Raw genomic sequence first — 11,698 nt, forward strand, 5'->3', positions numbered from 1 at the left:
TCGCCACTCGCATGGCGCAGCGCGACCGGGCGAGGGTCAGTCCGCGCCGGGCCCCCGGCCGATGAGCCGCTCCAGCAGATCCTGGAAGTCGCCGTCCACGACGATCCGCAGTCCCTCGCCGTCTTCGGTGCGGTCGCTGAGCTGGGTGAATGTGCCGCCTCGCCACCAGTACACGTACGGGGTGATGGCGCCGGGCGTGTCGGCGTATCCGGAGGCGGCGAAGGCGGCCATACCGTTCAGTGACGGGATGATGCCGGCGTCACGGATGACATGGAACGCGACCTGGTGCCGGAACGGCAGTGCGACCAGCGCGCCGTCGGCGGTGATGTGCTGCCCGGTGACCTGGTGGGCGAGCGTGTCGAGCGCCAGGACCCGGCTGGCGGTGTAGAACGAGTCGCCGACGACCACGTCGAAGCGCATCCCGCCCGCGTCATCGACCACCTCATGGCCCTCCACCGGTAGGCCGCGAAGGTTCGCCATCGCACGTTCCCTGAGCTCCTCGATCCGCCCGAGCGGCTCAAGGGCCTCATCGGTGAGCATCATGACGCTCTCGGGGAGGTCGAGCGCGAGCACCTCGCACAGCCCGGGCGCGAGGTGCCGCGCATAGCCGAAGGTCTGGGGATCGAGACCGTCCGAGCCGATGACCCTCGGATAGAGCTGGGCGCGGATCTGCTCCGGTGGCAGGGTGTCCAGGGCCGACGGCGCGTCCATGGTGCGGAGCACCGTGGCGACATGCCCGCGGACCACCTCGGGCCATACCCGGGGGCCGCGGTCGTCGTTGTGGCACACGGCAGCGAGATTGCCGAGTCCGAACTGGCGGCCGGAGCTGTCGGTCACCACGTCCGAGTAGACGGTGACCTCGAGGCCCTGCTCGGCGAACGCTTCCCGGACCTGGCCACGGAAGCGCGCAGCCTCGCCGACCGAGAAGAACGCGAACTCCTCGTCGCGGGGCACGTCGTCGCCGTCTCTCCTGGGTCCTCGCCGGAACAGCCCCACATCAGCCCCCGCTCGTCGTGTGGTACTCGGTTTCCCGCGTGTGCTCTGGTTTCGAGCCTACCGACCCACCCGGCCCGGCGCGCTCTCCGGGTGCGGGGCACCGCTGGTCCAGCGGTCAGGTCCTGTCCGGGCGATCTTCGAGGATGTGCCCACGGCGTCAGATGCACGGGGCCTCCCCGACCCCCTGGGAACCGAGGTCGGGGTCTCCCCCACGAAGGATCTGATCGTGTGCCGCGCGCCTTCCCTGATGGCGGGTCGGCTCCGCTCGAGGACGCCCGTGCCGAACGCCGCCGACAGACCGACACCACTCGCGCCGCGTCGGGCCCGAGCCGAGCGGAACGGTCGGTCTCGCCAGGGGGAGATGCCCTCCGCGTGCTGCCGCGTCCTTCGAACCGGGCCCCCTGCCCGCGGTGCCCTTTGGACTTGCAAGGCGCGTCCCTAGTCCATCCGTACGGTCAGCTGGGCCCGGTGCCTGCCGTGCGCGACCAGCCGGGCGTTGGCCTCGTCGGAGTCCCTGACCCAGCGCTCCGCGTGCGGGCGGTCCTTACCGAAGCGCACATGCCGGTCGACCAGGCGCGGCAGTCGCCGCCGGGCGTCGAGCTCCAGGTACCAGACCTCGTCGAGGAGGCCGCGGACCTGGGCCCAGGGCCCCTCGTCGTGGAGCAGGTAGTTGCCCTCAGTGATGACCAGCGGGACACCCGGGCTGATGGGGATACTGCCCGCCACGGGCTCCTCCGTCTCGCGTACAAAGGCGGGCGCGTACACCGTTCCCCTCTCATCGGCTGCCCGCAACCGGGCCAGCAGCGAGATGAACCCGGCGGCGTCGAAGGTGTCGGGCGCGCCCTTGCGGCCCGCCCGTCCAAGCCGTTCGAGCTCCGCCTGCGCCAGATGGAACCCGTCCATGGGGACGAGCACGGCGAGCCCGTCCAGTCGCGCCACGAGCTCCCCGGCGAGCGTCGTTTTCCCGGCTCCCGGCGGCCCGGCGATCCCGAGGATCCGGCGCCCGCCTGGCCGCGCCAGTCGCCTGGCCCGGGCGGTGAGCTGGTCGATCGAGGGGTCCATGGCAGGCATTGTGCCCGCGTGCGGGGATACTGGCGCCCAGGCGGCAGCCCCCGAAGATCCCTCGGCATCCCCGGCTAGGAGAGCCCTCATGTCCACGCCCCGGCGTCGTATCGCCCTGGTCACGTTGGTCGTCCGCGACTACGACGAGGCCATCGCCTTCTACCGGGACGTCCTCGGTTTCAGCCTTGTCGAGGACACGGACCGAGGCAACGGCACGCGCTGGGTGGTCGTCCGGCCCGGGGAAGGCGGCGGCAGCGATCTGCTGCTCGCCAGGGCGGCGGGTGACGCTCAGCTCGCCGCCGTCGGCGCACAGACCGGTGGCAGGGTCGGCTTCTTTCTGCACACCGACGACTTCGCCCGCGACCACGCCCGGATGACCGCCGCCGGAGTGCGCTTCCTGGAGCAGCCGCGCCATGAGGTGTACGGCACGGTGGCCGTGTTCGAGGACCTCTACGGCAACCGCTGGGATCTGCTCCAGCCCGCGTAGGGCGTGGCCGGCGGGACGGCTCGGACCTCGCTTCCCGTCCCAGAGCCGCCGGAGACAGCCGCCGTCCGAACTCCCGTTCTGCCGTGCCCGGTCACACCGTGTCAGGCGTACCCGGCCGTGACTCCATTCGGCGGCGGGCCGCTTGCGGGTCCATCAGACCTGCCATGGGATCGGATGCATGCACATACCCGGAGCGATATCCGGCCGCGGGCGTTGTGCCGTGGTCACCCTCGCGGCGGTGCTCTGCACGGCGATGCAGTCCCCGGTGTACGCCCCGACGCACGCCCCACCGGAACACTTCCGGGCCGGAGGACCCGTCCCACCCCCCGTCAGCAGCGTCAACACTCAGACGCTGGACTGGAAACCCTGCTCCGAGGCTCCCGGTTTCGAGTGCGCCACCATCCGCGTGCCGCTCGACCACCGCGCTCCGGGCGGGCGCACCATCGAACTGGCCGTCATCAAGCGGAAGGCGACCGGCCCCGGGCGGCGTGTCGGCACGCTCTTCTACAACCCCGGGGGCCCGGGCGGAGGGGGTACGGAGGATCTGCCGCTGTCCTATGAGGCCTTCCCCGAGGAAGTGCGCCAGCGCTTCGACATCGTCAGCTGGGATCCGCGCGGGGTCGGATCGAGTACGGCCGTGCGCTGCTTCGACTCCCCGCAGGAGGCGTACGAGTGGGCGGCGCGGAGCGCAGGCGGCTTCCCGGTCGACGCTCAGGAGCGGAAGGTCTGGTTCGACGAATACGCCGACCTGGCCAGGCGCTGCGAGAAGCGCGACCCCGAACTGCTGCGGCATGTCTCCACGGCCGACACGGCCCGCGACCTCGACCGGCTGCGGCAGGCAGTGGGCGAGCAGCGGCTCAGCTTCTTCGGGGTGTCGTACGGGACGCTCCTGGGCGCCACCTACGCCAACCTCTTCCCCGACCGGGTCCGCGCCATGGTCCTGGACGCCAATCTGGACCCCGGGGCCTGGTTCGGCCGCGGCGCGGACGGCGAGCCGCTGCTGACCACCTTCCAGCGCACGGACTCCGACCTGAGCGCCGCAGCGACCCTGCGGCGGTTCCTCGACCTCTGCGGGCGGACGGACACCGAGCACTGCGCCTTCTCCGCGGGCAGCCCGAGCGCGACCCGTGCCAAGTACGAGCAGCTCCTGCGGCGGCTGGAACAGCGGCCCGAGAGCAGCCGGGGCGAGCAGGAGGGCTGGACCTACGCCGTCGCCGTCGGCACCACTTTCGAACACCTCTACACCGTGCATCCCGCGTGGACCGAGCTCGCGGAGACCCTTGAGGAGCTCTGGCAAGGCCGCACACCCGAGGAAGCCGCGTCCCCGCCGGTCCCGCTGCCCTACCCCGGTTTCGAACAGATCGAGGCCATACGCTGCTCCGAGAGCCCCAGCCCCCGGGACCCGCTGCGCTATCAGTCACTCGCGGACCTCGGCTACCGTCGCGCGGGTGACCTGGGCCGTCTCATCCCCTGGTCCACCTCGGCCTGCGCCGTCTGGCAGGCGTCTGCCGCCGACCCGTACCGGGGCCCGTGGAACCGGCCGACCGCACCGGTCCTGGTGGTCAACTCCACCTTCGACCCGGTCACTCCCCACCAGAACGCCGTGGCCATGACGCGCGAGTTGGCCAACGCCCATCTGCTCACCGTCAAGGGATACGGACACACCGCACTCGCGAACCTCAGCACCTGCGCGGACGAGTACGAGAGCCGCTATCTCATCGATGGCACCCTGCCCCCGGCCGGGGCGGTCTGCACACAGGACATCCCTCCCTTCACCCTCACCACCCCGATCGAGCCCGAGGGCGGCATCGACACGGGCGGCGGCGGCCTGGCGAAGGGTGACGGCTGAGGCGATCGGGCGCACGACGGCCCCGTCTGACCAGGTTCCCCCGCGTGCTAGCGTCCCCGAGCAGCAACAGCGACCGGCCGCTGGGGACGCGCGGCCGGGCATGGGGAGGGCCGGCGTTGACCACCGTGGAACCAGGAAGTCCGCCGACGACCGGCCTCCGGGAAGGCGCGCCGTCCGCCGCCCCCGCGGGCCCGGGTGCGGCGTCCGGGAGCGCGCTCGCCCGTGCCGGGCGGCTGCTTCGGGACCCGGTGACCGTCACCATGGCCGCCGCGGCTCTGCTGCACCTGCTGTGGTTCCTGTTCGTCGCCAACAGCGGCGGTGACATCGCGGCCCAGGACGCATGGGCCGGGTTCGCCGAGCGGCACCCTGGATCCGCGTACAACTTCGCCTGGTACGGCGGAATGCACCCGATGTCGTACACCGTCGTCTCGTCGTATCTGATGGCGGCAGCCGGTGTGCGGACGACGATGATGGTCACCGGGACGCTCTGTGCGGGGCTGCTGGCTTTCGTCCTGACCCGCTGCGGTGCGGTGCGCCGTCCGCTGCCGCCGGCTCTGTGGGGTGCGGTCGCGCTGGTCTGCAACACCGCGTCCGGCCGGGGCACCTTCGGCCTCGGGCTGCTGTTCGCGCTCGCGGCGGTGGCCGTGCTGTTCTCCCGCCGTGACGGCGACGACGGCGGCGATCCCATGTGGCGAAGGGGCCCGCGGGGCGTGGCCGTGGTGCTGCTCTCGCTGCTCGCCACGGCCGCCAGCCCGGTGGCGGGTCTGTTCCTGGGAGTCGTCGGTGCGGCGCTGCTGCTGCGGGGGCGGCGGGCGGCGGCCTGTGCGGTGGCGCTGCCGCCGGTCGTGGTGGTCGGTACGTCGGCCCTGCTGTTCCCGTTCGAGGGGACACAGCCGCTGGCGTTCGGCACGGTGGTACAGCCCTTCCTCTACACGGTGGCCGTGCTGGTGACGGCGCCACGGCGGTGGCGCACGGTACGCGTCGGAGCCGCGGTCTACGCGGTAGGGATAGCCGTGGCCTGGCTGGTCCCCTCGCAGGTGGGCAGCAACGTGGAGCGGCTGGCGCTGCTCTTCGGCGGGACGGTCCTGCTGGCCGCGCTCGGTGAACGCCGGGCTGACGACCGCCCGGCCGGCGGGCGCTCGCCGCGCGTACCGCGGCTGCTGGTCGCGGGCCTGGCGCTGGCCGGTCTGATCGGCTGGACGGCGAACAAGACGGTGTCGGACATCAGGCTCACCACTCCCGACTCGGCCTGGGCGACCGGGCTCGCGCCGCTGGTCGAGCGGCTGCGGAGCGGTGACGCGGTACAAGGCCGGGTCGAGGTGGTGCCGCAGCGCAGCCACCGGGAGGCTTCGGCGCTGGCCCCGTATGTGAACCTGGCCCGCGGCTGGAACCGCCAGGCGGACATGAAGCGCAACGCACTCTTCTACGACGGCACGCTCAGCGCCCCCGGCTACCGCGCCTGGCTGGATCGGTGGGCAGTGCGCTATGTGGTGCTGCCCAAGGGGGGCCGTCCGGACGTCGGGGCGGAGGAGGAGGCAGCGCTGGTCTCGGCGGGCCTGCCCTATCTGACCGAGGTGTGGTCGGACGCCGACTGGCGGCTGTACCGGGTGACGGACCCGGCGCCGCTCGCGGGGCCTTCCGCGTCCGTCATACGCGCTGGTGAGAGCGGGACGGTCCTGACCGTGCGGACGGCGGGGCAGGTGCGGCTCCGCATTCCGTGGTCCCCCTGGCTGGCGCTGGTGGACGCGGACGGCAGGCGCCTGGCGGGACCGGCGCGGCGGGACGGCTGCCTGGCCGAGGCGGACGGCTGGACCCGCCTGACGGCTCCGAAGCCTGGTGTCTACCGGATCGCGGCACCCTACGGCCTGTCACGTGGGACGCCCTGTCAGGGGTGACGCTCCGCGGGGGAGGTAACCGCAACATTGCGCGGCGCGGGCAGCCGGCCTGGTGCCACAAAGATTCACCTTGCGCTTCTGACGGCTCACACCCGCTGTACGTGCACGTCCGGTGGGTTGAGCACCGCCAGATGTGCCTGGATGCCGTCCGGGTCGCTCGTGAAGATCACCGCGCTGCCGTGCTTGGTGGCGGCCGGCGCTACCCAGGCGTCGACCGCGTCGGGTTTCTTATTCCCGGGCAGCCCAGCCTCCCCCAGTGCGGTGCCCACCCGGCGCCAGCCGGTCAGGTCCGGACCCGTAAGGCAGGCCATGCACTCCGGCCGTCCTGCGCCGGTCCGCCGGATGGCGGGCGCGGAGCCGCGGGCCTGCGGCACCGTGCAGTCCGCGAGCACACGGGCCAGCGCACGACTCCCCGCCTGGCCAACGTGCGACCTCAGCTCCCGTCCGGCTCCAGCCGCAGCGAGATCGAGTTGATGCAGTACCGCTGGTCCGTCGGGGTCGGGTAGCCCTCGCCCTCGAAGACATGCCCGAGGTGCGAGCCGCAGCGCGCGCAGCGCACCTCGGTGCGGACCATGCCGTGGGAGCGGTCCTCGACGAGCTCCACCGCGTCCGAGTCCTTCGGGTCGTAGAAGGACGGCCAGCCGCAGTGCGACTCGAACTTGGTGCCGGAGGTGAAGAGCTCGGCGCCGCACGCCCGGCAGGAGTAGACGCCCTTGGTCTTGGTGTCCGTGTACTCACCGCGGAAGGCGGGCTCGGTACCGGCCTCGCGGAGCACCGCGTACTCCGCCGGGGTCAGCTCCGCCCGCCACTGCTCGTCCGGCTTCTCGACGTCGTACGCCATGCTCGCTCTCCCTCGCTCGGGGTCCTGGACGGACTCACTCAGACAGCTGGGCCAGGATCCGCGGACCGAGGTCCGTTACGTCTCCAGCGCCCATGGTGAGAACGAGATCACCTGGCGCGGCCATTCCCGCGACCAGGCCGGGAACGGACGCCTTGTCGGGTACGGGGGTCACACGGGCGCCCGCGGCGGTCGCGGCGTCGGTGATCAGGGCGCTGGTGACGCCCGGGATCGGGTCCTCGCGGGCGGGGTAGATGTCCAGGACCAGGGACGCGTCCGCGAGGGCGAGGGCCTGGCCCATCTCGGTCCCGAGCTCCTGGGTGCGGGAGAAGAGGTGGGGCTGGAAGACCACGAGCAGCCTGCGGTCGCCGGCGGCGGCGCGCATGGCCTCCAGGTCGGCGGTCATCTCGGTCGGGTGGTGCGCGTACGAGTCGATGACCTGGACACCGGCCGCTTCGCCCTTGAGCTGGAGGCGGCGGCCCACGCCGGTGTAGGCGGTGAGGGCGGCGGCCAGGTCGGCGGGGGCGATGCCCATACGGGCGCCCGCGGCGAGGGCGGCTGCGGCGTTGTGGGCGTAGTGGCGGCCCGGGACGGAGACGGTGAAGGTGATCTCGCCGGCGCCCACGCTGCCGCCCGCCCCGGTGCCATCGGCGAGGGCGACGGTGACCTCGCTGGTCATCCCGTTCGGCCGGATCGCGAGGATCCGTACGTCGGCCGCCTCGTCCTCACCGACCCGCACGATGGTCAGGTCCTCGCGGGCGGCGACCCGAGCGGCCAGTTCCCGGGCACCGGCGTGCTCGCCGACAACCAGGGTGCCGCCCTGCGGGATCTTGGCGACGAAGGCCTCGAAGGACTCGTAGATCTCGTCCATGGAGGCGTAGTTGGCGTGGTGGTCGAGCTCGACGTTGAGGACGATCGCGACATCGGGGTCGTACTTCTGGAAGCTGCGGTCGCTCTCGTCGGCTTCGGCGACGAAGAGCTCACCGGCGCCGTGCCGGGCGTTCGTGCCGGGCCCAGCCAGGTCTCCGCCGATCGCGTACGAGGGGTCGAGGCCCAGCTCGCTCAGGGCGACCGCCAGCATCGAGGTGGTGGTGGTCTTGCCGTGCGTACCGGCCACGGCGATGGTCCGGGTGCCGTGCATCAGCGAGGCGAGCGCGTCGGAGCGGTGCACGACGGGAACGCCGAGCTCGGCGGCGCGGGCCAGCTCGGGGTTGTCGGCACGGATGGCGCTGGAGACGACCACGCAGGAGGCGTCGTCGGCGAGATGCTCCGCGGTGTGCCCGATGTGCACGGTCACCCCGAGCGCGCGCAGGGCGTCGGCGGTCGCCGACTCCTTGGCGTCACTTCCCGCGACCTTCGCTCCGCGCTGGGCGAGGATCTTCGCGATCCCGGACATTCCGGCGCCGCCGATGCCGATGAAGTGCGGCCGTGCCATGGCGGGGGGGATGCCGGGTGCCATCTGCGTGTCTCCAGAGTGCGGTCGGAGCGGGTGTCGTACGGACGCCCACCCTATTCGCTGTGGGCGAAGAGCTTGAGCACCGGTACACCGACCTTGTGGCGGGCCCGGGACGCCCAGTCGCGATGGAAGAACTCCTCCACGTAGTGCGGCGCGGTCAGCACGATCACCTCGTCGGCACCGGACTCGTCCACGATGGTCTTCAGCGCGTCCAGCGGATGGTCCTCGACCACCTGCCCGACGGCTTCGCTCCCGGCCGCCCTCAGTGCCGCGAGCGAGTGTTCGAGGGCGAGCTCCGCCGGCTTTCTCGCCTCCCTGCCCTCGGGTTCGTCCCCTTCTCTGACGGCTTCCTTCAGCTCGCCCATGGCGACGTCGTCGATGGCGCGCAGCAGGAAATCCGCCTGGTCACCGCGCGGCTGCATGAGGACGATGAACGAGACGGGCTCGTCCGCGTGCAGGGTGGTGACGAAGTCCACGTCCACGGACGTGAGGGGCTTCTCGATCATCAATACGCTGGTGAACACGTCGGGCACCCTTCTGCGTTCTGCGGAAACCATCCTTCCCCGTGTGCGCACGGGGTCCGTGAGTAATAGTGCCCGCCCGGGGCAAACCGGAACGAAAAACGCCCGGTCCTATCCGACCAATCCGACCAATCCGATCTATCCGATCCGGCGGTAGCTGGTGAAGAGGAATCCGTCCTCTTCCAGCAGCGACGCCAGCCCGAAGCGCCGCGGCACCGCCACCGAGGGGCCGCCCGCGATCCGCTGGGCGTCCCCCGCGGTGAGCGTCGGGGACAGGGTCAGGCACAGCTCGTCCAGCACGTCGGACGCGATGAACTGGCCCAGCAGCCGCGGACCGCCCTCGGTGAGCAGCCGCCGCAGTCCTCGGTCGGCCAGGGCCCGTACGGCACGGGCGGGGTCGACGCCCGGGCCGTCACCGGCGATGACCACGTCCACGCCCGCCGCACGGGCGGCGTCGACGCGGTCGGGTGGTGCGGCGGCGCCGGTCAGTACCAGGGTCGGCACCAGCGGGGACGCGTACAGGGGCAGGCTGAAGTCCAGGTCGAGGCCGGCGCTGACCACGGCCACGGCCGGAGCCGGTCCCTGCCCGGCCGCTGCCCTGCGCCGTGCGAAGGCGTCCCGTGCCCGCGCCGGGCGGTAGCCCTCCTGGCGTGCCGTTTCCGCGCCGACGATCACCGCGTCCGCCAGCGCCCGCAGGGTGCCGAAGATCCGCATGTCCATCGCGGAGGACAGCGGCTGCGACCGCCCGTCGTGCTGCGCCGCGCCGTCCAGGGACGCGACCATGTTGCCGCGCAACCACACGCCCTCCGTACCGTCCCCACGGGAGCGGCGCTCGCCGGGGTACGCGTAGGCGTCGGCGAGCTCGTCAAGGCTCCACTCGCGGTCGGCCGGGCCGGCGGCCCCGGCTGTCGGGTCGGTCACAGGGAACAGACGTCGCATGACGTGCAGTCTGGCACGGCCCGTAGAGTGGGTAGCTGTGTCGACCAGCCCCATAACCGAAGCGGCCCCGCTGTCCCTGTGCGCCCGCGAGCCCCATGTCCCCGCCGACCGCCTGGTCGCGGAGATGGTGCCGCCGCCGCGTTTCGACGCGGTCCGCTTCGATACCTATGTGCCGGACCCCAACCAGCCCAGCCAGAGCGAGGCGGTCTCGGTGCTGAGCACGTTCGCCGCCGGTCTGGGCGGGGCGCACGCCAGCGGGGCGGGCAGGCGGCGCTGGTTCGCGAAGAAGCCCGCGGCGCCGACCGCACCGCGCGGCGTCTATCTGGACGGTGGCTACGGCGTCGGCAAGACCCATCTGCTGGCCTCGCTGTGGCACGCCACACCGGCCGAGCCGGCACTCAAGGCGTTCGGCACCTTCGTCGAGCTGACCAATCTGGTCGGCGCACTCGGGTTCCAGCAGACCGTGAGCACCCTGAGCGGGCACCGGTTGCTGTGCATCGACGAGTTCGAGCTGGACGACCCGGGTGACACTGTGCTGGTGTCCACCCTGCTGGGCAAGCTGGTGGACGCGGGTGTCGCGCTCGCGGCCACTTCCAACACCCTGCCGGGGAAACTCGGTGAGGGACGGTTCGCCGCCGCCGACTTCCTGCGGGAGATCCAGGGTCTGTCGGCGCACTTCAGGCCGCTGCGGATCGACGGTGAGGACTACCGCCACCGCGGGCTGCCGGAGGCCCCGCCGCCGTTCACGGACGAGCAGGTCACCAAGGCCGCCCACGCCACCGACGGCGCCTCGCTCGACGCCTTCCCGGAGTTGCTCGACCATCTGGCGCGGGTCCACCCGAGCCGCTACGGAGCGCTCACGGACGATGTGCGTGCCGTCTGCCTCACCGATGTGCGGCCGGTGCCGGACCAGTCGACCGCGCTGCGGCTCGTCGTACTCGCCGACCGGTTGTACGACCGCGAGGTGCCCGTACTGGCGTCGGGGCTACCGTTCGACCAGTTGTTCAGTGAGGAGATGCTGAACGGCGGCTACCGGAAGAAGTACTTCCGAGCCATCTCGCGGCTCACCGCACTGGCCAGGGACGCCAAGGGGCTTGTCGGCCGGTAGATCCCCGTGGATTCCAGTAGGTTGAAGCCAGTTGGACCGATTCACTTGCTGGAGAAGGGATCCATCATGGCCACCACGCGTCAGGCTCACACCGTCTGGGAAGGCGAGTTGCTCAAGGGCTCGGGCGTAGTCACTTTCGACTCGTCCGGCATCGGCGACTTCCCGGTCTCGTGGCCGTCGCGCGCCGAGCAGGCGAACGGCAAGACCAGCCCCGAGGAGCTGATCGCCGGCGCCCATTCGAGCTGCTACTCCATGGCCCTGTCCCACGGTCTCAATGGCGCGGGCACCCCGCCCACCCGTCTGGAGACCAAGGCCGAGGTCACCTTCCAGCCGGGTGAGGGCATCACCGGCATCCACCTGTCGGTCACCGGCGAGGTACCGGGCATCGACGAGGCGGCTTTCCAGGCCGCCGCCGAGGACGCCAAGAAGAACTGCCCGGTCAGCCAGGCGCTGACGGGCACGACCATCACGCTGGACGCCAAGCTGGCGTAACGGGCCGCGCTCATCCGCAGGCGTACGGAAGGGCGGTCCCAGGCACTGTGTGCCC

At 71.7% G+C, this 11,698-nt stretch carries 12 protein-coding genes; 5 read left to right on the forward strand and 7 right to left on the reverse strand.

Translation table 11 applies throughout. The features are described 5' to 3' along the window. Nucleotides 1-36 precede the first annotated feature (36 nt). Both ACFWI9_RS04800 and ACFWI9_RS04805 read right to left on the reverse strand, forming a co-directional pair. Nucleotides 37-996, reverse strand: a complete 960-nt coding sequence (locus ACFWI9_RS04800) for a hypothetical protein (RefSeq protein ID WP_387159065.1) — start codon at nucleotides 994-996, stop codon at nucleotides 37-39. Nucleotides 997-1,434: 438 nt separating this feature from the next. Beyond that, nucleotides 1,435-2,058 carry a nucleoside/nucleotide kinase family protein gene (locus tag ACFWI9_RS04805; protein WP_387159066.1) on the reverse strand — a complete coding sequence of 208 codons (624 nt, stop codon included), beginning with the start codon at nucleotides 2,056-2,058 and terminating at the stop codon, nucleotides 1,435-1,437. An 88-nt stretch (nucleotides 2,059-2,146) separates the two neighbouring features. On the opposite strand from ACFWI9_RS04805, the gene ACFWI9_RS04810 reads away from it, so the two are divergent. The 3 genes from ACFWI9_RS04810 (at nucleotide 2,147) to ACFWI9_RS04820 (ending at nucleotide 6,289) form a co-directional block, all read left to right on the forward strand. Then, nucleotides 2,147-2,545, forward strand: a complete 399-nt coding sequence (locus ACFWI9_RS04810) for a VOC family protein (RefSeq protein WP_387159067.1) — start codon at nucleotides 2,147-2,149, stop codon at nucleotides 2,543-2,545. Nucleotides 2,546-2,723: 178 nt separating this feature from the next. Then, nucleotides 2,724-4,394 carry an alpha/beta hydrolase gene (locus ACFWI9_RS04815; protein ID WP_387159068.1) on the forward strand — a complete coding sequence of 557 codons (1,671 nt, stop codon included), beginning with the start codon at nucleotides 2,724-2,726 and terminating at the stop codon, nucleotides 4,392-4,394. Nucleotides 4,395-4,519: 125 nt separating this feature from the next. Next, nucleotides 4,520-6,289, forward strand: a complete 1,770-nt coding sequence (locus ACFWI9_RS04820; protein WP_387159079.1) for an MFS transporter — start codon at nucleotides 4,520-4,522, stop codon at nucleotides 6,287-6,289. An 86-nt stretch (nucleotides 6,290-6,375) separates the two neighbouring features. Here ACFWI9_RS04820 and ACFWI9_RS04825 read toward each other — a convergent pair whose 3' ends face one another. From ACFWI9_RS04825 to ACFWI9_RS04845, 5 genes are all read right to left on the reverse strand, one after another. Then, nucleotides 6,376-6,681 carry a hypothetical protein gene (locus ACFWI9_RS04825; protein ID WP_387159069.1) on the reverse strand — a complete coding sequence of 102 codons (306 nt, stop codon included), beginning with the start codon at nucleotides 6,679-6,681 and terminating at the stop codon, nucleotides 6,376-6,378. Between the two features lie 41 nt (nucleotides 6,682-6,722). Further along, nucleotides 6,723-7,130, reverse strand: a complete 408-nt coding sequence (gene msrB, locus ACFWI9_RS04830; protein WP_387159070.1) for a peptide-methionine (R)-S-oxide reductase MsrB — start codon at nucleotides 7,128-7,130, stop codon at nucleotides 6,723-6,725. A gap of 34 nt (nucleotides 7,131-7,164) precedes the next feature. Further along, the gene (gene murC / locus ACFWI9_RS04835; RefSeq protein WP_387159071.1) at nucleotides 7,165-8,586 is read right to left on the reverse strand and encodes a UDP-N-acetylmuramate--L-alanine ligase; all 1,422 of its coding nucleotides are present in this window, start codon (nucleotides 8,584-8,586) and stop codon (nucleotides 7,165-7,167) included. Between the two features lie 50 nt (nucleotides 8,587-8,636). Then, nucleotides 8,637-9,107, reverse strand: a complete 471-nt coding sequence (locus ACFWI9_RS04840) for an indole-3-glycerol phosphate synthase (RefSeq protein WP_387159072.1) — start codon at nucleotides 9,105-9,107, stop codon at nucleotides 8,637-8,639. Between the two features lie 135 nt (nucleotides 9,108-9,242). Continuing rightward, nucleotides 9,243-10,043, reverse strand: a complete 801-nt coding sequence (locus tag ACFWI9_RS04845; RefSeq protein WP_387159073.1) for a pyrimidine reductase family protein — start codon at nucleotides 10,041-10,043, stop codon at nucleotides 9,243-9,245. Here ACFWI9_RS04845 and zapE point away from each other — a divergent pair. Both zapE and ACFWI9_RS04855 read left to right on the forward strand, forming a co-directional pair. After that, nucleotides 10,042-11,151 carry a cell division protein ZapE gene (gene zapE / locus ACFWI9_RS04850; RefSeq protein WP_387159074.1) on the forward strand — a complete coding sequence of 370 codons (1,110 nt, stop codon included), beginning with the start codon at nucleotides 10,042-10,044 and terminating at the stop codon, nucleotides 11,149-11,151. The two genes, ACFWI9_RS04845 and zapE, sit on opposite strands and share 2 nt — an antisense overlap. A 66-nt stretch (nucleotides 11,152-11,217) precedes the next feature. Then, nucleotides 11,218-11,643, forward strand: a complete 426-nt coding sequence (locus ACFWI9_RS04855; RefSeq protein ID WP_387159075.1) for an OsmC family peroxiredoxin — start codon at nucleotides 11,218-11,220, stop codon at nucleotides 11,641-11,643. The last annotated feature ends 55 nt before the right edge of the window (nucleotides 11,644-11,698 follow it).

The sequence above is a fragment of the Streptomyces sp. NPDC127084 genome, assembly GCF_042724175.1.
Lineage (GTDB): Bacteria > Actinomycetota > Actinomycetes > Streptomycetales > Streptomycetaceae > Streptomyces.